This is a genomic window from Acinetobacter sp. V115_6 (assembly GCF_031799025.1).
Lineage (GTDB): Bacteria > Pseudomonadota > Gammaproteobacteria > Pseudomonadales > Moraxellaceae > Acinetobacter > Acinetobacter pittii.
This window is the reverse complement of the sequence record NZ_JAVQNO010000021.1, coordinates 1,721,881-1,746,509: the sequence shown is the minus strand read 5'-3', so window position 1 is coordinate 1,746,509 and position 24,629 is coordinate 1,721,881. Positions and strand designations below refer to the sequence as shown.

Genomic DNA, 24,629 nt, shown 5'->3' with positions numbered 1-24,629 from the left:
CCTTTACTTGTGCACAACAGATAAAGGGGTTTTTTATTTTAGTTGCCTCTATAGGTTGAATAACCGTAAGGGCTAAGTAGTAACGGAATATGGTAGTGATTTACGCTTCCATCGACTTTAAAAATTACAGGAACTTCGGCAAAAAAAGTTTGTTGTTTGTTCTTTTTAAACCAGTCTTCTGTTTTAAAAGTAACTTTATAAATACCTTGCTCTAGTTTTTTATTTTCTGGATAGAGCGCAGTAATACGACCATTTGAATCGGTCACTTGCTGATTGAGTTTAACCCACTGGTTATTGGTATTTTTTTCTAAAACCACTTCAACCTGAGAAGAGGGCAAACCCGTCTCTAGGTTTAACACATGCACACTTAGTGGATTAGTTTGTGCAAATGTAGCTGAAGCTATAAATAATGAAGATAAAGCAATAAATGATTTAGTCATGATGAACTCCTTATGAACGAAAAACGGTTTCAATGGCTTTGCTTGCGCATTGATTGTCATTTTGTGCGCCGCCAGCACCTGCAACCCCAATGGCTCCGATCACTTGGTTCTCAAAACGAATAGGTACGCCACCGCCTAACAAAAGTAAATTTGCTACCGTGGTTAAATTTTTTGCATCGGGGTTTTGGTTACTGTTTTGGCTTAAAACTAAGGTCGATGTTTTGGTCGATAACGCGGTATAGGCTTTTTTCTCGGCAGCCATTAAGTTATGCGGGCCCACCAACTCATGCCGTTCGGCAGTTAATGGATTACCACCGCGATCTACAACAACAACCGCAATATTTTGATTTAATTTTTTGCATGCCTCTTTTGCACTGTCGGCTAGCAGGTGGGCAGTTTGAAGATCTAACGAATAAACTTGATTCAAAGCAGGGGGCTGTGCAAAAGTACTATTACCGAATAGCACGGCTGCTAACATCAGCCAGTTCAATTTTTTCATGATGATTGCCTCTATGTCGCTTTGAAAATCTTAAACAAATTGCTTAATTTCAAGCATGACAATCACATTACAAAGTTGTCATCTTTCAAATGAGTCTCTACAAAATGCGTATCCTTATTATTGAAGACGAGATCAAGATCGCCACTTATTTGGTCAAAGGATTAAAAGAGTCTGCATATCAAGCGGAATGTGTTCACTTAGGGCTGCAAGGTTTGGAAATGCTAAAGAGAGATCAATATGACTTGCTTATTCTTGATGTCATGTTGCCGGACATAGACGGCTGGGGCGTATTACAGGTCCTACGTCAGTTTTCAAAAATTCCGGTGATTTTTTTAACGGCAAAAGATCAGGTGATGGATAGAGTGAAAGGGTTAGAGTTGGGTGCAGATGATTACTTGGCTAAACCTTTTTCCTATATTGAACTATTGGCACGCATTAAAAGTCTGTTAAGACGACAGCAATATCTGCAAGAAAATGAGTTGTCTATTAGTGATCTAAAAATGGATATGGTTGGTCATAAAGTATGGCGTAGTGGCAACTTAATTGAGCTGAGTAAAACCGAATTTAATTTGTTGCGTTATTTGTTGCTCAACAAAGAGCAAATTGTGACGCGCAGACAAATTGGTTCCGAAGTTTGGAATATTAACTTTGACACTGATACAAACTTTATTGATGTCGCTGTACGCCGTTTACGAAGCAAAATTGATGAGGGATATGAATTAAAACTTATTCATACCATACGTGGCTTGGGCTATAAAATTTCGGTTAGCTTATGAACTTTAAATTTGTGCGTTCTCTTGAAGTCCGTATTACATTACTGGTCACGCTCTGTTCTGCCTTAATTTTATGTTCAGTCGGCTTTATGACCTATTTGGGTATTAACCAGATTTTATTAAAGCAACAAGATAAAGCTTTAGCAGACAGAATTAACCGTTTGGAAATTTTGCTACAAGATAGCGAAAATGTAGAGCAAATTATTGCGCGGCCTAAGCTGTATCAAAACATGCTTGGCAATCAAGACAACTTATTTCTGCTTATTCATAAAGACAAAACTTTAATTAATATCAATCCGCTTCACATTCAACTACCTGAACTTGCACAGCGCGACAGTCTTCAATTTCAAGATTTATCTAACAACCCCTATCCAACGCGCATTGCTTGGAAATCCATAAAAATTAATAACGAACCTTATCTGCTCATTGCAGGTAAACAATGGTCGGAACGCATTAATATTCTTTTACCTTTTCAAGAAAGTCTCTTGATGTATGTGGTCGGGGGCGTGTTTGCGATCTTTGTGCTTTGCATTTTAGTGTGTCATTTAGGTTTAAAGTCGCTACAACAGCTTCGCAAGCAAACTCATTCTATTAACGTAAATCAGCTACAGAAACGGTTAAACCTCCCAAATTCACCTTTAGAAGTTGATCTGCTTTCAAAAGATATAAACCACATGCTTGAGCGTATTGAAAAGGGCTATACGCAGCTCAACCGTTTTTCTGAAGATATCGCACATGAGTTCCGCACACCTTTAAATAATCTGATTGGGCAAACCGAGATTGCCTTAACTGGCGAACGTTCGGTTGAACAATATGAAGATTTACTGGTTTCTCATTTAGACGATTACCACAGATTAAAACGCATGATTGATAGCATGCTTTTCTTGGCAAGAGCCGATCAGAAAATGGTGCTTGTAAATAAACAAGAAATAAACCTCCAAGATGTTATGGATAGGCTATGCCAGATTTTTGAATATCAGGCCGAGGAACAAGACTGTCATTTTAGTTTTAACTTAGAAGCTCAAACGTTATTTGCAGATCCTGAGCTTTTTCAAAGAGCTGTTTATAACCTGATTTTAAATGCGTTGGTTCACGGTAGCGACAAGCGAACTATTTATATCGCAACAAAACATAAGATGATTGAGCATAAGCAATGGGTGAGTCTGACTGTCGTAACGGGAGGTGTTTCAATTGCAGATCATCAACTTGAGCATCTTTTTGAAAGATTTTACCAATGCCACTCAAGTCGAAGTGATGAGAATCAAACAGGTGGATTAGGTTTGTCGATTGTTGCTTCAATTATGGATCTACATCATGGCCGCTATCGAGTTTATAACACCGTCGAGGGGGTGTGCTTTGAGCTTGATTTTCCAGTTGCAGATGCTCTAAAGAAATACAACTAAATCCTTATTAATGTTGCTTAATTTTTAAAATTCACACTTTGTTCACAGCCCTCTGACGTATGTTTAAACGTATGAAATAAACAGAAGAGGGCAATCATGAAACTATTATTTAAATCACTGGTCATCAGCAGTAGCCTTGCAGCGGTCAGTTTAATGCTTCCTTTGAGCACCTTTGCAGACACCAATACTAAACCTGTCGCTGTTGATTCTATCGATATTAATAAATACGCAGGTAAGTGGTATGAAATTGCGCATTTACCGATGTTTTTTCAGCGTAATTGTGTAGCCAATACAACTGCAAACTATTCTATTAACGCGGACAAAACCGTTGGTGTTTTAAATAGCTGTACGACTAAAAAAGGTGAAATGATCTCATCTGAAGGAGTTGCCTATCCGCAAAATGAAGGTAACAGTAAATTGAAGGTGAGCTTTTTACCTTCTGGTCTTAGATGGATTCCTTTTACAAAAGGCGATTACTGGGTTTTAAGAGTTGACCCAAATTATCAGGTCGCTTTAGTGGGTGGCCCAAGCCATAAATATTTATGGATTCTTTCTCGTAGCCCTCAACTTGATGAGGCGACATATCAATCTTATCTGCAAACTGCAAAAAGCTATGGCTACGACGTTTCTAAACTCGTTAAAACAACACAGTCTAAATAGTGAAATGCTGGTTGCGTAGATGCTTATATTGATCTCGTAACCGAGTGAACTTCACATAAAATTCATTGCGCATTTTCTAAATTAGAACCAAAAGAAATGCTTTAGATCAGGAAGAATCAATGTCTAAATTTTTTCTGCGCTGGATCGATAGCTGGTCAGATTCAGAAAATGCGCAAGTGGGTGCTTCTAGCGAATATGTCATTGAAAAGAAAATTCAATGGTTAAGAATTATTCCTTTTATTTTATTACATATCGCTTGTTTAGCAGCGTTTTGGGTGGGCATATCTTGGTTCGCTGTGTTCTTCATGCTGGGGTTTTATTTTCTTCGCATGTTTGCAATTACCGCTTTTTTTCACCGCTATCTTTCGCATAAAACTTTTCAAACCTCACGTATTGTTCAATTCATTTTTATACTGATCGGAACCATGAGTGCGCAGCGCGGGCCGTTATGGTGGGCAGCACATCACCGTTATCACCATCACTTTACCGACACCGATCAGGACCCGCATTCAGCGAAAGCAGGCTTTTGGTATTCGCATGTAGGCTGGTTTTTAAATGAGCAAAATTTTGCTACTCGAAAAAAAGTCATTAAAGACTGGTTGAAATATCCAGAGCTAATTTGGCTAGATCGATTTAGTTTGCCTATTGTGATTTTGACGGCCTTAGCAATTTATGGTTTAGGTTCGTGGCTTGCACAACATTTCCCTGAGTTGGGCACGAATGGTTTACAGCTTTTAGTGTGGGGATTTGTGATTTCCACTGTTCTATTAACACATGCCACCTTGTGTATTAATTCACTCGCTCATCGTTATGGCTCACGTGAGTTTAACACCCCAGATGATAGCCGTAATAACTTCCTACTTTCTTTAATTACCTTGGGTGAAGGATGGCACAACAACCATCACTTTTACGCAGGCAGTGTGCGACAAGGTTTTTATTGGTGGCAGATTGATATCACTTTTTATGTGCTCAAACTGATGTCTTTATTTGGTTTGGTGTGGGGGCTAAAGCCAGTACCAGACAAGGTTTATCAATACAAAAAGATTAAAAATTTATCGATAGAAAAAATTGAAAACGGTGAAGTGTTATGAAAATTGCCATTATTGGTTCGGGTATATCTGGACTTTACGCAGCTTGGAGATTGTCGGAACAACACCAAGTCACTGTGTATGAAAAAAATAACTATTTTGGCGGTCATACTGACACTCACGAGCTAGAGATAGAAGGCACTAAGGTCGCGGTAGATAGTGGTTTTATTGTGTTTAACGACTATAACTATCCGTTATTTACTGACATGCTTAAAAAATTAGGCGTAGAAACTCAAAGCAGCGATATGAGTTTTTCGGTGAATAATCTGGTCAGTGGACTTCAATATAACCCTTCAAAAAAATGGTCGCTCTTTGCCCGTCCGCAGAACTTTTTAAACCGAAAATTTCTGCAAATGCTCTCAGATTTGCTGCGTTTTTATGATGACAATAAAGATATAGATGTGGTGGATATCGATCCTAATTTATCGATTGAAGAGTATTTGGACCTTCACAAATATAGTCATGAGTTCCGTTGTGAACATCTTTACCCGATGTGCGGTGCCTTATGGTCGGCACCCGTTGAGCAGGTAGGCCAAATTCCATATCGATTTGTGGTGAGCTTCTTTCAACATCACCGCATGTTGCAGTTAAAAGACCGCCCACAATGGCAAACAGTTAAACACGGTTCGGCAAGCTATATTCGTGCTATTCAAAAGAAATGCCGATCTATTGAGTGGAAATTTGCAGAAGTAAAAGCTGTGAGTCGTTCACCAGAAACTGTGTTGATTGAAACCGTTGAAGGGCAATCGCAATATGACTGGGTGATTTTTGCGAGCCACGCTGACGATAGCCTAAGTTTAATTAAAGATGCGTCAGAGCTTGAACAAGAAATATTAAGTCAATTTGGTTATCAAGATAATCGAATGGTCGTCCATCGTGATCTTTCAATTATGCCTAAAAGTCGTTTGCAGTGGGCAAGCTGGCATGTACATGTAACACCAACTTCTCAAGTTCAAAACGATGAGTCCGATATACATTATGGTTTTACCTACTGGATGAACAATTTGCAGAATTTATCCTGCACTACACAAATTTTTTCTACTTTAAATCCGAATATGAAAATCAAAGCCGAAGACATCTTGCTTGAGCGGCAATACCGGCATCCTGTATTTGATGCAAAAGCGATTCAAGCTCAATCTCGTTGGCACGAAATTAATGGGCAAAATCGTACTTCATTTTGTGGAGCATATTGGGGCTGGGGCTTTCATGAAGACGGTGCTCGCAGTGCAGCACGAGTTGTTGAGCAACTCTTAGCGTTATAAGAATAAATAAGGAGCTTTCAAATGTTATTAAATAAACTTGCTATCGCTCCTGCGCTTATTCGTCATCGGCGTTATAGCCCAAAACCGCATGAGTTTACATCGACTTTAAATTATTTATGGTTCGATCCAGATCAATTAGTTGATATCACAAAAGATTGTTCACTTTGGTCGACGGATCATTGGAATGTATTAAAGCTATCTAAAAATGATTTTTTAAACATGTATCACGGTTCTATAAGAGACAGAGTAGAGAAAGCGATACTGCAAAATAATCACTTACATCTTCGGCCAGACTGGCAAATTCGAGTCTTGGCTTTGCCTCGTTGTTTAGGTTTTCGGTTTAATTCGGTCGTATTTTATTTTGTTTTAAATAAAGTCGGAAAACCGCTCTTTATTCTTAGTGAAATCACCAATACTCCGTGGAATGAACGAAAAGTCTATACACACGACTGTATAAAACAACAAGGTCAGGTAGGTGACTATCAAAGTTTCGATTTTAACTTTGAAAAATCATTTCATGTTTCGCCGTTCATGCCCATGCAGTTGACTTACCGTTGGCGATTTAGTTTTTCAGATCAGCAGAATGTCATTCACATGCAGCTTTTTGAAGAGCAAAAACAAGTCTTTGATGCCACTATGCGTTTTGAGCTTGTGCCCATCACATTTCCTTCACAGCAATATCGATATGCTCTTATAAACAGCCTAGCACCTTTTAAAATGTTGTTTTCAATATATTTAGAGGCATTTAAGTTATGGCGAAAAAAAGTTCCATTTTATCGTCATCCTAAAAAGATCAAGGTAGATAAGACATGATAAAAACATTTCTTTATGGTGAAGATGACTCACTACCGTTACTGCTCAAGAGTCTTCTCAAACTACGTCATGGACAGATCACTTTTCAGGGCGCGTGGAATGGGACGGTCGGTGAAGTTTCAGACTTACATGCTGTGATTGAAGTTCACAATCCTTTATTGATGGATCTCATTTTAAAAAATGGTGTTTTGGGAGCAGCAGAAGGCTACATCCGTGGTGACTGGAGCAGTGAGCACCTTGTCGAGTTGATTCAGATCTTGGCACGTAATCGAGCTGTATTGGACCAAATCAACCAGAATGTTATTGCTCAAGCGAGCCAGTTTTTTCTTAAAGCGTGGTATCAAAATCGAAAGAACTCTATAAGTGGTAGCCGTAAAAATATTGCCGAGCACTACGATTTAAGCAACGACTTTTTTAAATTATTTTTAGATCCGTCTTTAATGTATTCGAGCGCAGTTTTTGAAAATGAAAGCATGACCCTCGAAGAAGCATCTGATTTAAAAAAGGAGATCATTTGTAAAAAGTTGGATTTAAAACCGCTAGATCATTTGGTTGAAATTGGAAGTGGGTGGGGTGGTTTTGCCATTTATGCAGCTCAACATTATGGCTGTAGAGTAACCACCATTACCATTTCACAAGCTCAATATGATGAAGCCGTTACTCGTGTAAATGAAGCTGGCTTGGCACATCGAATTGATGTGCAACTTAAAGACTACCGTTTGCTCGAAGGTAAGTTCGATAAGCTGGTTTCAATTGAGATGGTTGAGGCGGTTGGTGCGCAATATTTATCGACATACTTTGATCAATGTAAAGCACTCTTAAAACCGAAAGGTTTGGCATTTATTCAAGCCATTACCATTGAAGATTTCCGATATAAAAAAGCATTAAATACAGTTGATTATATTAAGCGCTATATTTTCCCAGGTAGCTTTATTCCTAGCATAAGTGTACTGACTCAAACCGCCTCTGAGAGTGGTTTAAGGTTAAAGTATTTAAATGATATTGGTTTAAGTTATGCGCACACACTTCATCACTGGCGAGCGCGGTTTTTAGCAGCGCGGGAACAAGTATTGGCTCTAGGTTTTGATGAAAACTTCATTCGCATGTGGGATTTTTATTTATGTTATTGCGAAGGTGGTTTTAAAGAAGGCGTGATAAGCAATGTTCACTTGTTGTTTGAAAGTACCAGTTACTAGCTCAAACAGCTCAAGTAAGGAGACTGCTCATGTTTTGGAATTTACTGATTCTAGATTTAATGATCATGTTGCTGAGCTGGCTACTTGCCACTCTAAATGGCAGAGCTGGAATTGTAGATGCTGCATGGAGTTTCTGTCTGGCAGTAAACATTATCGTGTCTTCTTTACTCATTTCAGTTGCCCCAGTTGAAGTGCGTCTTTTTATCGGTATTTTTAGTGGCTTATGGTTTTTAAGATTATTTTGGCACCTGTTAAGACGTTATCAAACTGAACAAAAAGAAGATGGACGTTACGCGAGCATGCGTAAAGCGATGGGTAAGTTTCAGCATATTGGCTTTTTATTCTTTTTTATCTTTCAAACACTTTTAGTGCTTTTGTTCTTTTTGCCGATGTGGATGCTCCTCAATGTAGAGGCAACTGAATGGAGTAGTGGATATAAAGTCGCTTTAGTAATTGCTGCTGTCATCATGGCAATTGCTTTCATTGGAGAGCAGCTCGCTGATCAGCAGTTATACCGATTTAAATTAAATCCAGATCATCATGGCAAAACGATGGATCAGGGTTTATGGCGTTATTCACGTCACCCCAATTATTTTTTTGAATGGTTACACTGGTTTGCCTATCCAATTATTGGTTTAGCGGCAGGCCAATACGTATTGTGGATTTATCCGTTACTGATATGGCTATTTTTATATTACGTCACGGGTATTCCATTTAGTGAAAAACAAGCAATTAAAAGTCGCGGTCAAAATTATCTTGATTATCAACAAAAAACGTCAATGTTTATTCCGCGAAAACCCAAAAAATAGGTGCGCATATGGATTTTATTGTTCATCAGTCTTTGAAAATTGTTGAAAGTGGTGTGATTCCAGATCATGCAATTCGAGCTGCAATTCGTGCTTTAAGTAAAAAGCGCTTAATCCAAGAAGGCCGTTATGACCCTGAACAAGGAGCACAGCGCTACATGGATGTGCTTAATATGCTGAAGAAGAGCGAAATCGCGGTTGAAACGGATAAGGCAAACGAGCAGCACTATGAATTGCCGACTGAGTTTTTTGAGGCGGTGCTTGGAAAAAGACTCAAATATAGTGCGTGCTATTTCCCAACTAAAACGACAACTTTAGATCAGGCAGAAGAGTTAGCTCTTCAGCTTTATTGTGAAAGAGCACAACTTAAAAACGGTCAACAGATTTTAGAGTTAGGCTGTGGCTGGGGTTCTTTAACTTTGTGGATGGCAGAAAACTATCCACGCTCACAGATTATGGCTGTTTCAAATTCTGCAACTCAGAAAAAGCATATTCTTCGGCAAGCAGAGTTGAGGGGCCTAACTAATGTTGAAGTGCTCACCTGTGATGTGAATGTACTTGAATTAGACCAAGACAAGTTTGATCGTGTCGTATCGGTTGAAATGTTTGAACACGTACGTAATTACCAACGTCTTTTTGAAAAAATTCAGGGCTGGTTAAAGGCAGATGGCTTACTTTGGTGTCATATTTTTTGCCATCGCTTTTTACATTATCCTTTTGAAGTGAAATCAGATTATGATTGGATGTCCAAGTATTTCTTTACTGGCGGTTTAATGCCTTCGACTTCGACTTTTTTGCATTTTCAAGAGCATTTAGAGTTGGCTCAACAGTGGCAGTGGTCGGGTGAGCATTATATGAGAACGGCAAATGCTTGGCTTGATAACATGGATAATCAAGAAGTCGAACTAAAGCCACTGTTTAAAAAAATCTATGGAAAAGATGCCAATATTTGGTGGCAACGCTGGCGTATTTTCTTCATGGCTTGTGCTGAGTTATTTGGTTTTGAACAAGGTCAAGAATGGGTCATTGGTCACTTTTTATTTAAAAAGCGATCATAGTAATTTCTATAGCCTATCCCGGCGATAAAGATATGATAAAAAATCGACATGATGGCAAAGCGAGTCATCCATTAGCCCAAATGTTCAATCGATATTACTGGTTGCAGATTGGTCTGATTGCATTATCGATCGTGGTCGGGTTGGCTTGTAGTGCTTGGGTGATTAAGGGCTCTTTACTTAAAACCGCTTTAGAACAGGAAATGGAGCATTACTGGTTACGCATAGAACGTAATCCAAATGCTGATTTACCAGATACTAAAAATTTATATGGATATCGGTGGAATACACAAGTCGCGCCTCAACCTTTTCGGGGCATGCATTTAGAGAGTGGCGTGCACCGAGTATTCGTTGATGGTAAAGAACGAATGACCGTCTATGGTGAGCGTAATGGTCAGCATGTTCTGTTGGTATTTGGCGAAAGCAATGTTAATAAGCTGATCTGGTTATTTGGTCTTGCTCCCCTCATGTTCAGCTTATCTGTTTTATATAGCTTTTTATGGTGGTCAAACCGAAGAGCACGACGCTATTTTTCCCCAATTACGCGCTTAGCGAACGCTTTAGAAAATATTGATTGGGCACATCAAGATACTCAGGCATCTCCTTTTAGAGATATTAATACCAATGGCAACATGGAAGCCGAATATCTCAAACAAGCTTTAGAAAAATATCATCAAGTTTTAAGTGATTTTATTCGACGTGAAAGAGAATTTACTGGAGATGTGAGCCATGAGTTACGCACTCCACTCACCATTTTGAAAGGTAATGTACAACTGTGTCAGGCGAAATACGGAGACGATAAATCTTTAGTTCGTCTTCATAACACAATTGAAGATATGCAGTTGCTCGTCGATACCTTACTGGCGATTGCCCGGAATACGGTAAAAAGCTTGCCGTCTGAGAAAAATTTATTATCCAAAACGGTAAAAGATCTTGTTGAAAGTTTAGAAGCGGTGAGTGTAGCTAAAGGGATACAGATTAATATTCAACCTGACGTTTCTGAGCAGCCACGTTGGTTATATCCTTCGATGACTCAAATGGTTTTAGGTAATATTTTACGTAATGCGCTGAACTATTCTCAAGGCTCACAAATCGATATCATTCAACAAAAAAACAGCCTGATTATTGCTGATAATGGAATTGGAATTTCTTTACCCAACGATGTGAAAGTGCAAGAGCTCAGCGATTCACAACTTTCCTTAAAGGCTAAAGGTCATGGCATTGGTTTGCAATTGGTACAAAAGCTTTGCAAGCAATTAGGATGGAGAGTGGAGCTGTTTGATCGACAATATTATTTAACCACTCATCCTGAACTCGATTTGGAGCCAACCACAGGCTTAATTGTTGTGGTCTATTTAAGTTAAGTCGCGGAATCTTCCAAAGCAATTTTTAAACCGACACCTGCCACTGTATGTAATAGCTTTGGGTCAAAAGGTTTATCAACCATTTTTCTTAAGTTATAAATGTGACTGCGTAACGCATCACTTTCAGGCTCTTCATCACCCCATAATTCCATCATCAGTTCTTGCTTGGTCACCACTTTTGGAGAATGGCGCATCAAAATTTTTAATAGTTTGAATTGAATAGGGGGTAACTCGATATTATTTCCAGCACGAACCACGGTTTGAGTTGCGCTATCAAGAATTAAGTCGTGAATTTGAATTTTATGGTGAGTGACTTCGCCAGCTGCTCTTTTTATTAATGCACGAATCCGCATCACTAGTTCATTAAAATCAAAAGGTTTTACCAAATAATCATCTGTGCCAGCAGTAAAACCTTTAAGTTTGTCATCTAAAGTATCTCTTGCTGTGAGCATAAGAACAGGAATATCAACGCCTTGTTCAGTGCGTAGCCAGTTGCATAGGTCATAACCCGAGCCATCGGGCAAATTTATATCTAGCAACAAAAGATGATAATGCTGAGATTTGAGAAAAGTCCGTGCAGCATCTAAATTACGTGCATGATCGACAACATAACCATGCACTTCAAGAAATTCGCAGACCGTTGCTGCAAGTTCAAAATGGTCCTCAACCATGAGGATAAAGTGATTACCCATGAGATTTTATTAAGCCATTAATTTAATAATTGTTGTTTTAATTTAGCATTAAACGGTTCACTACCAAACCAGATTTTAAAATATTGATTTGCATTCGGATTGTTCAAAGAGCCGAGTAGCTTCTGGTTTAATTTCAGTTCTAGTTTTTGATTTTCATGTTGATAGTAGAGACTATAAAGATCTCCACTCTTAATTGGTCTATATAGTTCATTAATATGATTAAGCTGAGATTTTGCATCAAAGCCGCTAACATTTTTCTTCAAAAAGTGGGTTGCTGCGCGTTTAAATGCCCACTCGGGAATATCGCGGTTATAGCTAAAGTCCATTTTGATGCTTTGGCTTTGCCAATTTTTTTGGCAATCTTCAGCAAAATAACTGACATTTCCAACCTTCTTGCTCGTCACCATTAAAGGCGCTGAACTGCATTTTTTTAGTTCAGCCGCATTCGCCTGAGATACGATTAAGATTCCTAGAAATATCAAGATTCGACTTTTTTGAACGGCAATATCCATTTATATACTCCTCCAAATATTGGTAAAGAACGGTAGAGGCCATTCGCTGGATCCCAATAATCTTGCTGGAAAATAATTTTTTGTTGTTCATTAATCTTAATCTGACTAATTCCATAAGAAGCCATGGTTTTTGAACGACCTAGCATTTTAAAGTCATAGGACATGTACCAATGGATATAGGCTGTATCTTGGTGATGAGTTGCACTAATGAGTTTTACAGTGACATTACTCACTCGGGCATTCATGCCTTCAAAATGCTTAATGAGATCTTTCTTTTGAGAGAACTGTGAGAGTGTATCGTTGATATAGAGCTGATCAGCGTAAAGATTGCTGGCATTATTTACAAAAGAAGGGGTGCCGAGCGTATTAAATGCAGCGACAAAACGATTGCCGATATCTAGCGCCTGTTGATCATCTAATTCTATACCAGTAATTTTTTGTTCAGCTTTGCCATAGTCACCTGAGTAACTAGGCACACTTTTACACGCCGTTAAACCTACCAAAGTAATCAGCCCTAGGGCTGTAGTTATAATTTTCATGTCGATATCCAAGCCAACTTTATAAGATCAAATTAAAGAGCTGGTCGTGAATTTTGCGTGAATTCTTATGTTTTATGATTTGGGTTTAATGGAGAGCGTTTTCTGTTTTGGAAATTTAATAAACTAGGTCTAATCAACTTAAAAATTTCTATCGACTTCACAGCGTTTAAGATTAATAAATAAGATAAGCAAGAAAAAATTTAAGAAAGCAATTTTATTCTAGCTGCGCTTTACCCATAAGAGATATAGATAAGTTTTGCATAAATAGAAGGATTCAATAATGAAAACAATCGGCTTATTAGGCGGAATGAGTTGGGAATCTACAGCGCTTTATTATCAACAAATCAATAAAATGGTTCATCGTAAATTAGGAAAATTGCACTCAGCTAAGGTCATTATTAATAGTGTTGATTTTGAAGAAATAGCAGCCTTGCAAGCGAAAGGTTTATGGCAAGAGGCTGGCACATATTTAGCTGAGCAAGCACAAAATTTAGAAAAAGCAGGGGCAAATTGTATTTTGGTGTGCACTAACACCATGCATAAAGTTGCTGCACAGATTGAAGATTCAATTACCGTTCCTTTCTTACACATTGCTGATGCAACGGCAAAAGAAATTTTGAGTCAAAACATTGGTAAAGTTGCACTGTTAGGAACAGCTTTTACAATGGAGCAAGATTTCTATAAATCCCGATTGTGGGATTATGGAATTGATGTTGTTATTCCAAATGAAGCCGACCGAAAGACAGTTCATCGCATTATTTATGAAGAACTTTGTTTAGGTGTGATCAACCCAGATTCTCAGCAAAAGTATATTGCTATTGTAGAGAGGCTTATTGCTGAAGGTGCCCAAGGAATTATCTTAGGTTGTACCGAAATTTGTATGTTAATTGGTGAGCTTAAATTTTCGGTTCCTTTATTTGATACTACAGCCATTCATGCAAAAGAAGCAGTGAGTTTTAGCTTGAATGAAAATAAGAATTCTCATAGCACCAATTTAAATATATCTGCTGTAACTATTGGGAGTATTCTTTAGCAATATTTGGAATATCCTTTGTCATTAAACGTTAAGCTTGTGTCGTCAAATGTAAAGTGGCCCATATCCTAACTGTTGTAATTTTGGTTATTGCTTTTATAGGCACTCAATAAAAAACCAAAATATGGAATAGGACATGACGTTGACGAAAGCTATACGTTTCTATGGAACAGGAACGCCAGAAGTATTGCGCTATGAAGATGTAGAAGTAGGAGATCCAAAAGCAGGGGAAGTACGCCTACGTCATGTGGCAGTCGGTTTAAATTATGCCGATACATATTTTCGTAATGGAACCTATCAAATTCCAATGCCTAATGGCATGGGCGTCGAAGCTTCAGGTGTCGTTGAAGCTTTAGGCGAAGGAGTGACTCAGCTTAAAGTAGGTGATCGAGTTACTTATACAGGTTTTTTAAATACCTTAGGTGCATATAGTACCCACCGTCTAATTCCAGCAAATGCTTTAATTAAATTACCCGAAGAAATTTCTTGTGAAACAGCGGCAGCCATGACCATGCGAGGGTTGACCGCTGCTTATTTAATGCGCCGTATTTATGACTTTAAAGCGGGCGATTCAATTTTATTACATGCAGCCGCAGGTGGTGTTGGGCTGATCGTTTCTCAATGGGCTAAATTACTTGGCTTGACTGTTATTGGTACCACATCTTCAGAAGAAAAAGCTGCCGTAGCGCGAGCTCATGGTTGTGATCATGTCATTAACTACAGCCATGAAAATGTTGCTGAGCGTGTACGTGAGTTAACAGGTGGCGTGGGTGTAAATGTCGTTTTCGATAGTGTCGGCCAAGCCACTTTTATGAGTTCATTAGACTCGCTCAAACGCCGTGGTTTGTTAGTTTGCGTAGGAACAGCGTCTGGTCCAATTCCTGCTTTTGATCCGGTATTACTCGCCGTGAAAGGATCATTGTTTGTCACACGTCCAGCTTTGGCAGATTACATTGCAGATCCTGCCGAGAAGAAAGAACTGGCAAATGAATTATTTGATCATGTTCGACATGGACGAATCAAAATTGAAATTAATCAGCGTTATGAGCTAAAGGATGCCGTACAAGCTCATCGTGATTTGGAAGCACGTAAAACAATAGGTTCATCAATCTTTGTAATTTGAAGGGATTTCTTATGCAAATTGAACAGTTAACTTGCAATATTGGTGCAGAGCTCAGTGACGTCAAACTCGCTGATGCGATTTATGATGATGGATTATTTGCTGAAATTCGCACCCAACTACTTAAACATCGCGTGTTGTTTTTACGAGATCAGCACTTAACCCGTCAGGATCATGTTGCATTTGCAGAAAAATTTGGACAGTTAGAAGATCATCCTGCGGTAGGAAGCCATCCTGATCATCCGGGTTTGGTGCAGATTTATAAACATCCGGAAAGTCCCGTCGATCGTTATGAAAATGCTTGGCACAGTGATGCAAGCTGGCGCAAGGTTCCACCGATGGGATGTGTGTTGCATTGTGTTGAATGCCCACCTGTAGGTGGTGACACCATGTGGACCAATATGGTGATGGCCTATGAGTCATTACCCAATGATATTAAGGATAAGATTGCTGACTTACGTGCCTACCACAGCATAGAAGCGAGTTTTGGTGCTGCTATGCCACTTGAAAAACGCTTGGACTTAAAAGCAAAGTTCCCCGATGCTGAGCATCCTGTGGTACGTACTCATCCTGAAACGGGAGAGAAAATTTTATACGTCAACGCGTTCACAACTCACTTCAGTAACTATCACACCAAAGACCGAGTCAGATTTGGACAAGATGCCAATCCGGGCGCAGCTGAACTACTGCGTTACTTAATTTCTCAAGCCTATATTCCTGAGTTTCAAGTGCGTTGGCGTTGGAAGCCTAACAGCATTGCCATCTGGGATAACCGCAGCACACAACATTATGCAGTCATGGATTACCCACCTTGCCACCGAAAAATGGAGCGGGCCGGCATTATTGGTGACGCAACCTATTAAATCTATAGGTTAATAATTTTATCTAATTGAAAATTCTAAAAAATATATGAGGAGATGCACATGCAATTCTTTGACGACTCATTGCACCCGGAAAATATGGAAAAAGTGGTGATCACGGTTGCGCCGTATGGACCCGAATGGATGCCAGAAGACTTTCCCGAAGATATTCCAGTGACCATGGATGAGCAAATTCAAAAAGCGGTTGAGTGCTATGAAGCGGGCGCGACAGTGCTGCATTTACATGTCCGTGAGCTTGATGGCAAAGGCTCTAAACGCTTGTCAAAATTTAATGAGCTCATTGCAGGGGTTCGTGAAGCTGTGCCTGACATGATTATTCAGGTGGGTGGTTCGATTTCATTTGCACCAGAAAGTGAAGGTGAGGCAGCCCTATGGTTAAGTGATGATACCCGACATATGTTGGCAGAACTCACTCCAAAGCCCGATCAGGTCACGGTGGCAATTAACACCACACAAATGAATATTATGGAATTGCTCTATCCTGAATATTTAGAAGGGACTTCATTGGCACATCCAGCGACTCAGGCAGCATATGCAGAGATGACTGTGCCTGCAGGGCCTGCATGGGTTACCGAACATATTAAGCGCTTATGTAAAAACAATATTCAACCGCACTTTCAGTTAACAGGTATGCATGGGCTTGAGACGCTAGAACGTATGGTGCGTAAAGGGTTGTACATGGGGCCGTTAAACTTAACTTGGATTGGAATTGGCGGTGGTTTTGATGGTCCAAACCCATTTAATTTCTTTAATTTTATTCATCGCGTACCTGATGGATGTACTTTGACATCGGAATCTTTGCTCAAAAATGTATTGCCTTTTAATACGATGTCGATGGCAATGGGTTTACATGCCCGTGTGGGTAATGAAGACACGATCATTGATCATCACGGACGCCGTTTTTCATCTGTAGAGCAAATTAAGCAAACCGTTCGGATTGCCCATGAACTAGGCCGTGAAATTGCCTCAGGAAAAGAAGCCCGTGAAATTTATCGTATTGGGGTGCAATACAACAGTATTGAAGAAACCCTAATCGCAAATGGTATGGCACCCAATCGTAAAGCAGGGCAAAAGGGCGTGCCGCAGCGTAACTAATGTGACAGGGTCTAACGGAATTTAGACCTCAAATGTAGTGCAGCTTATTCGCCTTGTTTTTAAAAGTGCGCTGCTGCACTAGCTAAATAGAAATTATAAAAAATACAAGGAGGTCGTATGAATGCACATCAGTATTCAGATCAGATGAGCGATGTTGATACGTCAATCAGTATACCTCGTCGTTATGCATGGCTTGTTTTTGCTTTGACATTTGGTTTGCTCATTTCAGATTACATGTCTCGACAAGTCTTAAACGCAGTCTTTCCTTTGCTTAAAAATGAGTGGTTGCTCAGTGACAGTCAGTTAGGTTTGCTCAGTGGCATTGTCGCTTTAATGGTGGGTTTATTGACTCTGCCGTTGTCTCTAATGGCAGACCGTTTTGGAAGAGTTAAAAGCTTGGCCATTATGGCGGCTTTATGGAGTTTGGCGACTTTAGGATGTGCACTGGCTGAAAATTATGAGCAAATGTTTATTGCTCGTTTTATGGTTGGTGTGGGTGAAGCTGCTTATGGCAGCGTTGGAATCGCAGTGGTTGTGGCTGTTTTTCCACGAGAAATGCGTGCAACACTCGCCAGTGCTTTTATGGCGGGTGGCGTATTTGGCTCATTTTTGGGTGTGGCTTTAGGTGGTGTACTCGCACAGCATTTCGGTTGGCGTTGGGCTTTTGGTGGTATTGCTTTATTTGGTCTTATTTTGGCTTTTCTATATCCAATTTTAGTGAAAGAAAACAGAATAAACGCAGCACCTCAAAATAAAATTCGTAGTAAAACTCAGCACATTAAAAGCCCTTTAAAAACTTTATATTCAAGTCGTTCAGTCATTGCCACTTACATTGGTAGTGGTCTGCAATTATTCGTTGGTGGCACAGTAATTGTCTGGATGCCGAGTTATCTCAATCGCTATTACGGCATGAGTACAGACAAGGCAGGTGTGATAGCAGCGGTCATTTTGCTATGTAGTGCAGTAGGCACAATTCTATGCGGCATGTTGTGTGATTATTTGGGCCGTAATTGTCCAGATCGTAAGGTCAGTTTAGCGATTACATACTGCTTGCTCGGTTGTGTTCTTTTATTAATTGCTTTTGCTGTACCTGCGGGACGTAACCAGTTACTTCTCATCTGCCTAGGAATGTTTATTGCCCTAGGAACCAATGGGCCATCTAGTGCCATGGTGGCCAATCTCACACATAACTCAGTTCATGGCTCTGCATTTGCAACACTCACCTTAGCTAACAATTTTCTTGGTTTAGCACTTGGTCCTTTAGTCGTTGGCAAAGTATCTGATGTGATTGGTTTACATAGTGCATTTCAACTCATGCCATTGGTCAGTATTGCAGCAGCAGCCGTATTTTTTTATGCCAAACGCCATTATCACAAAGATATCGCACGCTTTGAGCAGCAAGGAATAACTGAGCTTAAAAATCATTCAGGTAATCAAATACAAAAATGCGGGATGAATAACAAATGATGATTCGGCAATTACATATTGATGTATTTTTTGACTTTATTTGTCCTTGGTGTTTGATCGGAAAACGTCAGCTACTGATCGCTATAAATAGATTTTATCAGCTTCACCCCGAAGTCAAAGTTGTTGTGCACTGGCGAGGTGTTCAGCTCATACCCGACTTGGCAATTGAAGGGGTACCTTTTCAAACGTTTTATTTGAAACGGTTAGGTAGCTTGACAGCAGTTCGTATGAGACAAGAGCAGGTCAATAACGCTGCAAATAAAGTTGGGCTCAAGATCGATTTTGAACAAATTAAACGGATGCCAAATACGGCCAAAGCTCATCGCTTATTTGATAAAGCTTTAAAGATAGGTACTACTGAGCAGTGCAATGCGTTGTTAGAACAACTCTTTGCTGCATATTTTTATGATGGGTTAGACATCGGAAATACCACTACTTTATACAAAATCGCGAAACGTTGTGGCTTCTCACCGGAGCTTATCAAAGATTTACTTATTCAAGATCATCAAGATTTTATCTCTGCAAGTACAGGAGGTAATGGTGTGCCTTACTTTATTTTTGATCGGGCTTCAGCCTTGGTGGGCGCACAGTCAGCAGATGCACTTTATCAAGCGATGCATGAAGCACTTTTGGGGCAAGGAGAGTTGATATGACCAACCGATTTGAAGTGCCTTTTGAGAAAATACCGAATTCAGGTGAGCGGGCTTTTTTAAAAGTTGGAGATAAAACTCTCGCACTATTTAACGTTGCGACTCAATTTTATGCAATCGATGACAGCTGTCCTCATCAGGGGGCATCACTGTTTAGTGGACGTCTAGAAGGACGAGTGATTCAGTGCTGTGCGCATGGTCTACGCTTTGATTTAACAAATGGCTGTTTGGTTAATTCTGCTCATCTTAAAGTTGCAACTTATCCCGTAGAAGTGGCCGAGGACAAGGTATTTATTGTGATGGGTTGTGGGGAAAATCATGAGTAGTTTAGTTTTGAAAAATTTTTCCCAGCGTACAAGAGAATTAGCACCAGGCTTTGTGGTCAGTTCGGTCGTTGCTGCGGCTGCCTGTTTTTTATCAGAGCACTATGGTGCGCCAGTCATGCTATTTGCACTACTGCTCGGCATGAGCGTGAATTTTTTAGCAGCTGAAAGTAAATGCAAGGTAGGTATCGAGTTTACCGCACGTAGTGTGCTTCGGATGGGTATTGCCTTACTCGGAATGCGTATAACTTTGGGGCAAATTACTGCACTAGGTTGGCAGCCTGTTGCGTTAGTCGTTACTCTGGTTATTGTCACAATCGCCGTTTCTGTCATTGCTGCTAAGATTTTAGGTTTCCAAAAACTATTTGGCATGTTGACTGGTGGATCAACGGCAATCTGCGGTGCCTCAGCCGCACTGGCACTATCCGCTGCTTTTCCAAATCATCCGCAAAAAGAAAAAGCGACTTTGTTTACCGTGATTGGCGTGTCGGCACTTTCAACATTTGCAATGATTGTCTACCCGATGATTGCGAAGTGGCTAGAGTTATCGCCACAAGCGGCTGGTGTGTTTCTTGGTGCTACGATTCACGATGTGGCGCAAGTGGTCGGCGCTGGTTATAGCATGTCTACTCAAACAGGCGATACGGCGACTGTAGTTAAGCTCATGCGTGTGGCAATGCTGCTTCCAGTAATCGTTTGTGCAGCCATGATTACCCGTATGCAAGGAGCAGATTCAACAGGAGAGCGGCCACCATTGCTGCCTTGGTTTGCCGTTGGCTTTCTACTACTCGCTTGTATTAACAGTACAGGATGGATACCAGCAATGGTTCAAAATGGGATCAATGATTTATCACGCTGGTTTTTAGTCATTGCAATTAGTGCTTTAGGAATGAAAACTCAGTTAAAAGAATTAGCATCGGTCGGCATTAAACCGATTCTTTTAATGATTGGTGAAAGCATCTTTTTAGTGATATTGGTTCTTGGGCTTATGCGCTTGTGGTTTTAATTTTAAAAATTAGATTTTTAAGGAAGCTGTGGAGTGGTTCTCCAGCTTCCTTATATTTTAAATGACTTCATTTGGCTTCACATAAAGAGAAATTAATTGAGCAGGGCTTTATTGTGACTACGCCACATATTCGGTGACATACCAAATTGGCTAATGAACCAACGGGTAAAAGAACTCGGCATTGAGTAACCTAAAATATCAGACACTTGAGCAAGTGAATAATTTAGATTTTTTAAATAACGAAATACGAGATCTTTGCGTACTTCATTCATTAAATCACTAAAACTCGTCTGAGCTTCTTCTAATCGACGTTGTAAAGTTCGTACATGAATACCATGTGTTTGAGCGACTTGATCAATAGTAGCGCGGCCCATTGGCAAAAGAAGATAAATACTTTTACGAATATCAAAAATCATGGTCGATTCATTGCTATTTTGCAAAATATCTAAATAACGCTGCGCATGGTTGGCCATTGCCAGATTTGCTTGAGGGTTTGTTGTATCAAGTTCGGCCGCCGTACAAACAATACCATTAAAGTCACTACCAAACTCGAGCGCACAGCCAAAAATTCGCCGATGCAAAGTTAAATCACTGGGCGGGTTATGAGTGAAGTGTACACTTAACGGCCGCCATTTTTGCATCATGAGTGCTGCACAAAAACGATGGGTGATTCCTAAAGCAAGTTCCGTCGCTTGGCGGCTATACCCGCAAGTAGTTGTCACAACTTCCTCTCGAATAACTACTGTATCGTCAATTTCTTCTATATATATTTCAAGTGAGTTATTGAGTAAATTCCTATAACGAACAATTGTTTGTAGTGCTTCTCTCAAAGTATATTGGTAACTTAATAATAAGCTCAGTTCACCAAAATCCGCGATTTCGCGTTGCTCTGCCATATGTAAACCGAAAACATCACAATTACTCATCTGAGCTGAGTTTTCAAGCAAGGTAATGGCTTTATCTACAGGAATACGTTGTTTAAGATCATTCAATTGAGTTTGGCTAAGCCCAACACGTGATAATAAATGGTAGGGATTTAGATCTAATTGCTGAGCAACTGCCAAATAATTTTTTAAAGAGGCGGTATGCGCAAGAGGCACCATTTTATTATCTCCTGTTCTTAATCAGCCATATTCCTTACAGCTCATATCTAGTTATAACTAAAATATCTACATTACAAAAGCTTTTATTTAAAAGCCTAATCGTGATGTCGAATCAATTTTAAAATCTATTCTTTTAATTCATTTGTAATTACAAAAATTAATTTACGAAATTTTAAAAAGATGTGTCGTCAAATGAAAAGTCCGTGACGTCTTATGTACACCATTAACTGAAATGAGCCTTTATTGTGAGTGGAGTTTTATAAAAATTCTTATGCATTCTAGATGGCAAAATTCACAGGCGTTGAAATGGAAAAAATACAAACCAAAGCAACAATTTTAATTATTCCGGGGTTACGCGATCATGTTCCCGAGCATTGGCAAACAATCTTAGAAACAAAGCTAGCCAAGGTTCGCTCTGTACCACCTGTGCAAATAAATAAACTCAATTGTGAAAATAGAGTTGCTGCTATTCAGGCACAACTCGAACAAATACAAGGGCCTGTCATTTTGATTGCACACAGCGCAGGCGTGCTGATGACAATACACTGGGCTGCAAAATATCAAAGACCAATTCAGGGTGCTTTACTTGTAGCTCCACCTGACTTAAACGAAAGCTGGCCAGAAAATTATCCAAGCCCAACCGTACTTCATCAAGAAGGATGGAGTCCTTTACCTGATCAAGAACTACCTTTTCCCAGCATTTTGGTTGCAAGCACCAATGACCATTTAGCTCGTTATGAAGCTGTAAGTGAAATGGCAGAAAAGTGGGGTAGTCAACTCGTAAATTTAGGGGAAGTGGGACATTTAAACCCTGCATCTGGCTTTGGCTATTGGCCTTTAGCTGAACAATTTATTCAACAGTTAGATCAGGTCGAACAACCTGCCTAGTAAGAAAAAAGATCTGCTTATGTAAACCATTTACAGCCAATGGATGGCTTTGAGTAATAAGCAATAAATAAGAAAAATCATATTTATAAGGAGATAATATGATGGGTCATTACGTCTATTTAAATCAAAGAAATAATCACGTTTTATATATTCAAAAAATAGGTGTCTCATTAAGCCTAATTTTATTCATGTCTAAAGCAAATGCAGCCAGTTTTGATATTGATAAAGACTGGAAGGTCGATACAAAAACGACATTAAGCTTAGGAGCCAGTTGGAGTACGCAAGATCCATCCGTTTCATTACTTTATCGGCCTGACGCAAACAAAATAGGCAAACAAGGCGCTAGCATTGATGTGAATGGTGATGATGGGCGTATGAATTTTAGTAAATATGATGCCATTTCACAGATTATTAGAGGCTTAACCGAAGTTAAGCTAAATGGAAAACAGCAGGGTGCGGTCATTAGCACGAAATACTGGTATGACCATGCTTATGAGACAGGGCTCGGAGATTTTAAACCCTTTAATGATTCAGCGTGGCCAAGGCTCGCAAAGTTCAAAGGTATCGATTTATGGAATGCCTATATATGGAAAGATTTTGAATTAGACGATGGAAAAAGCATCAATTTAAAATTAGGCAAACAGACTTTAAATTGGGGGAAATCTCAGTTTTTTCAAAACGGTTTAAATTCGGTGAGTGCCTTTGATTTTGCTGCAATCAATCGACCGGGTGGTGATGCAAAAGAAAGAATTATTCCAACCGAAATGTTTTCATTCGACACAAGCATTAATAAAAATTTGAAAATAGAAGGGTTCTATCAATTTAAATTTAGACCTTCAGTTGTTGATGGTAACGGAACTTTTTTTGAGATTTCAGACTTTGTCCCCGAAAACGCAGGTCCAGTTCTGATTGCTGGAGGTGGAGATAAATTATCAGATACCGCAATTCGTTTACGTACCTATATTCCACGTGCAGAAAGTAGAAAAGCAAAGGATAATGGCCAATATGGTATTGCTTTAAAACAGACATTAGCCAGTTTAAATAATGCTGAGTTAGGTATTTACTATGCAAACTACCATAGCCGTAATGCAAACTTTGATGGAACGGCTGTAACAGCAGCAGGACCCGAACATTTTAATAGCGCAAGTTATTTTTCTATCTATCCTGAAAATATCAAAATGTTTGGATTAAGTCTGACTGGGAAAGTTGGAACAACAGCCATTTTTAGTGAATTAACCCACAAACCTAATCAACCTTTGCAGCTAAACGGCACAGACATTGTCTATGCTCAAGTGCTTTCGGAAGGAACACCATTTGCGCCGCCGGGAAAAACTGTTGGATTGGGTCAATATATCCAAGGATATGTACGCTTACCAGTAACACAATTTTCGGTTGGAGCAACTGACAGCATATTCAATATTTTGGGTGCAAATTCGCTGACATGGTCTACAGAGTTTGCCTTAAACCATATTGCAGATATTGGTAATAATCGGATTGGCCGGACAGGCGCATTTGGTCGTAGTGAGCTTTCAACAGGGGCTTATAATCCTGAAACAGGTGAGTTTAAATGTACGCCGTATGGTACAGCTCATCTTACCAATGCAGAAATAGACAATTTAAATGAACACTTTTGTAATAAAAACGGTTTTTTTAATGAATGGTCATTTGGTTACCGATTACGTGGCGCATTAAATTACCAAGATATTTTACCCTCTACCGTGATTACGCCAAGTCTTAGTTTTAGACATGATGTTTATGGATATAGCCAAAACTTTCAAGAAGGGCAAATGAGTGTAACTGCGGCTTTATCTATGACTTATCAGCAAAAATATACAACAGAAATTGCCTATAATAACTTTTTTGGTTCTAATGAATTTAGCACGATAGATGATCGAGATTTTGTATCATTAACATTTAAAGCTAATTTTTAGTTCAATTATTTTATAAAAAATATATAGAAA

The 24,629-nt window shown here is 39.4% G+C and carries 26 protein-coding genes; 20 read left to right on the top strand and 6 right to left on the bottom strand.

Features of this window, described 5'->3' with window-relative positions:
• Positions 1-38: 38 nt before the first annotated feature.
• Positions 39-440 carry a hydroxyisourate hydrolase gene (gene uraH / locus RMA94_RS16655; RefSeq protein ID WP_000167346.1) on the bottom strand — a complete coding sequence of 134 codons (402 nt, stop codon included), beginning with the start codon at positions 438-440 and terminating at the stop codon, positions 39-41.
• A gap of 10 nt (positions 441-450) precedes the next feature.
• Entirely contained in the window at positions 451-918 is a 468-nt protein-coding gene (locus tag RMA94_RS16650; protein WP_311084044.1) for a heme-binding protein, read from the bottom strand.
• Positions 919-1,043: 125 nt separating this feature from the next.
• On the opposite strand from RMA94_RS16650, the gene RMA94_RS16645 reads away from it, so the two are divergent.
• The 10 genes from RMA94_RS16645 to RMA94_RS16600 all read left to right on the top strand — a co-directional run bounded on the left by RMA94_RS16645 (position 1,044) and on the right by RMA94_RS16600 (position 11,359).
• Positions 1,044-1,715 (top strand): heavy metal response regulator transcription factor, encoded by a 672-nt coding sequence (locus RMA94_RS16645; RefSeq protein WP_311083794.1) that lies wholly within the window; start codon positions 1,044-1,046, stop codon positions 1,713-1,715.
• Positions 1,712-3,115, top strand: a complete 1,404-nt coding sequence (locus RMA94_RS16640) for a heavy metal sensor histidine kinase (protein WP_311083793.1) — start codon at positions 1,712-1,714, stop codon at positions 3,113-3,115. Before RMA94_RS16645 ends, RMA94_RS16640 begins: the two co-directional genes overlap by 4 nt.
• A gap of 96 nt (positions 3,116-3,211) precedes the next feature.
• Positions 3,212-3,775 carry a lipocalin family protein gene (locus RMA94_RS16635; RefSeq protein ID WP_000770558.1) on the top strand — a complete coding sequence of 188 codons (564 nt, stop codon included), beginning with the start codon at positions 3,212-3,214 and terminating at the stop codon, positions 3,773-3,775.
• Between the two features lie 119 nt (positions 3,776-3,894).
• The gene (locus RMA94_RS16630; protein WP_311083792.1) at positions 3,895-4,866 is read left to right on the top strand and encodes an acyl-CoA desaturase; all 972 of its coding nucleotides are present in this window, start codon (positions 3,895-3,897) and stop codon (positions 4,864-4,866) included.
• Positions 4,863-6,125: an FAD-dependent oxidoreductase gene (locus tag RMA94_RS16625; RefSeq protein ID WP_311083791.1), complete on the top strand. Its 1,263-nt coding sequence runs from the start codon at positions 4,863-4,865 to the stop codon at positions 6,123-6,125. Before RMA94_RS16630 ends, RMA94_RS16625 begins: the two co-directional genes overlap by 4 nt.
• A 21-nt stretch (positions 6,126-6,146) precedes the next feature.
• A complete protein-coding gene (locus RMA94_RS16620; RefSeq protein ID WP_126645861.1) occupies positions 6,147-6,938 on the top strand; it encodes a DUF1365 domain-containing protein in 792 nt (263 codons plus the stop codon).
• Positions 6,935-8,134: a cyclopropane-fatty-acyl-phospholipid synthase family protein gene (locus RMA94_RS16615; protein WP_311083790.1), complete on the top strand. Its 1,200-nt coding sequence runs from the start codon at positions 6,935-6,937 to the stop codon at positions 8,132-8,134. Before RMA94_RS16620 ends, RMA94_RS16615 begins: the two co-directional genes overlap by 4 nt.
• Before the next feature lie 29 nt (positions 8,135-8,163).
• Positions 8,164-8,943, top strand: a complete 780-nt coding sequence (locus tag RMA94_RS16610; RefSeq protein WP_262727857.1) for a DUF1295 domain-containing protein — start codon at positions 8,164-8,166, stop codon at positions 8,941-8,943.
• Between the two features lie 8 nt (positions 8,944-8,951).
• On the top strand, positions 8,952-9,998 hold the full coding sequence (locus RMA94_RS16605; RefSeq protein ID WP_262727859.1) for a cyclopropane-fatty-acyl-phospholipid synthase family protein: 1,047 nt from the start codon (positions 8,952-8,954) through the stop codon (positions 9,996-9,998).
• Positions 9,999-10,030: 32 nt separating this feature from the next.
• A complete protein-coding gene (locus RMA94_RS16600) occupies positions 10,031-11,359 on the top strand; it encodes a HAMP domain-containing sensor histidine kinase (RefSeq protein WP_208753321.1) in 1,329 nt (442 codons plus the stop codon).
• On the opposite strand, the gene RMA94_RS16595 is transcribed toward RMA94_RS16600, so the two are convergent.
• From RMA94_RS16595 to RMA94_RS16585, 3 genes are read right to left on the bottom strand one after another with little or no spacing between them, the layout of a single operon-like run.
• Positions 11,356-12,051, bottom strand: coding sequence for a response regulator transcription factor (locus RMA94_RS16595; RefSeq protein WP_086611365.1), 696 nt, complete (start codon positions 12,049-12,051; stop codon positions 11,356-11,358). The two genes, RMA94_RS16600 and RMA94_RS16595, sit on opposite strands and share 4 nt — an antisense overlap.
• A gap of 17 nt (positions 12,052-12,068) precedes the next feature.
• Positions 12,069-12,563, bottom strand: a complete 495-nt coding sequence (locus RMA94_RS16590; protein WP_101663126.1) for a chalcone isomerase family protein — start codon at positions 12,561-12,563, stop codon at positions 12,069-12,071.
• Entirely contained in the window at positions 12,530-13,102 is a 573-nt protein-coding gene (locus RMA94_RS16585; protein WP_069140722.1) for a nuclear transport factor 2 family protein, read from the bottom strand. Before RMA94_RS16585 ends, RMA94_RS16590 begins: the two co-directional genes overlap by 34 nt.
• A 280-nt stretch (positions 13,103-13,382) precedes the next feature.
• Here RMA94_RS16585 and RMA94_RS16580 point away from each other — a divergent pair, with 280 nt between their 5' ends.
• The 8 genes from RMA94_RS16580 (at position 13,383) to RMA94_RS16545 (ending at position 20,677) form a co-directional block, all read left to right on the top strand.
• On the top strand, positions 13,383-14,135 hold the full coding sequence (locus RMA94_RS16580) for an aspartate/glutamate racemase family protein (protein ID WP_262727860.1): 753 nt from the start codon (positions 13,383-13,385) through the stop codon (positions 14,133-14,135).
• A gap of 136 nt (positions 14,136-14,271) precedes the next feature.
• Positions 14,272-15,258, top strand: a complete 987-nt coding sequence (locus tag RMA94_RS16575; RefSeq protein ID WP_202732212.1) for a quinone oxidoreductase — start codon at positions 14,272-14,274, stop codon at positions 15,256-15,258.
• Positions 15,259-15,269: 11 nt separating this feature from the next.
• Positions 15,270-16,118, top strand: a complete 849-nt coding sequence (locus RMA94_RS16570) for a TauD/TfdA family dioxygenase (RefSeq protein WP_311083789.1) — start codon at positions 15,270-15,272, stop codon at positions 16,116-16,118.
• Positions 16,119-16,178: 60 nt separating this feature from the next.
• Positions 16,179-17,231, top strand: coding sequence for a 3-keto-5-aminohexanoate cleavage protein (locus tag RMA94_RS16565; protein WP_004791385.1), 1,053 nt, complete (start codon positions 16,179-16,181; stop codon positions 17,229-17,231).
• A gap of 117 nt (positions 17,232-17,348) precedes the next feature.
• Positions 17,349-18,698, top strand: a complete 1,350-nt coding sequence (locus tag RMA94_RS16560; protein WP_311083788.1) for an MFS transporter — start codon at positions 17,349-17,351, stop codon at positions 18,696-18,698.
• The gene (locus RMA94_RS16555; RefSeq protein ID WP_311083787.1) at positions 18,695-19,351 is read left to right on the top strand and encodes a DsbA family oxidoreductase; all 657 of its coding nucleotides are present in this window, start codon (positions 18,695-18,697) and stop codon (positions 19,349-19,351) included. Before RMA94_RS16560 ends, RMA94_RS16555 begins: the two co-directional genes overlap by 4 nt.
• A 14-nt stretch (positions 19,352-19,365) precedes the next feature.
• Positions 19,366-19,674 (top strand): Rieske 2Fe-2S domain-containing protein, encoded by a 309-nt coding sequence (locus RMA94_RS16550; RefSeq protein WP_282496247.1) that lies wholly within the window; start codon positions 19,366-19,368, stop codon positions 19,672-19,674.
• Positions 19,667-20,677 carry a putative sulfate exporter family transporter gene (locus RMA94_RS16545; protein ID WP_311083786.1) on the top strand — a complete coding sequence of 337 codons (1,011 nt, stop codon included), beginning with the start codon at positions 19,667-19,669 and terminating at the stop codon, positions 20,675-20,677. Before RMA94_RS16550 ends, RMA94_RS16545 begins: the two co-directional genes overlap by 8 nt.
• A 92-nt stretch (positions 20,678-20,769) precedes the next feature.
• Here RMA94_RS16545 and RMA94_RS16540 read toward each other — a convergent pair whose 3' ends face one another.
• The gene (locus RMA94_RS16540; protein ID WP_130172389.1) at positions 20,770-21,780 is read right to left on the bottom strand and encodes an AraC family transcriptional regulator; all 1,011 of its coding nucleotides are present in this window, start codon (positions 21,778-21,780) and stop codon (positions 20,770-20,772) included.
• A 282-nt stretch (positions 21,781-22,062) separates the two neighbouring features.
• Here RMA94_RS16540 and RMA94_RS16535 point away from each other — a divergent pair, with 282 nt between their 5' ends.
• Together RMA94_RS16535 and RMA94_RS16530 are read left to right on the top strand one after the other, a co-directional pair.
• Positions 22,063-22,668 (top strand): alpha/beta hydrolase, encoded by a 606-nt coding sequence (locus RMA94_RS16535; RefSeq protein WP_130172390.1) that lies wholly within the window; start codon positions 22,063-22,065, stop codon positions 22,666-22,668.
• A 101-nt stretch (positions 22,669-22,769) separates the two neighbouring features.
• Positions 22,770-24,599 (top strand): DUF1302 domain-containing protein, encoded by a 1,830-nt coding sequence (locus RMA94_RS16530; protein WP_311084043.1) that lies wholly within the window; start codon positions 22,770-22,772, stop codon positions 24,597-24,599.
• Positions 24,600-24,629: the final 30 nt, after the last annotated feature.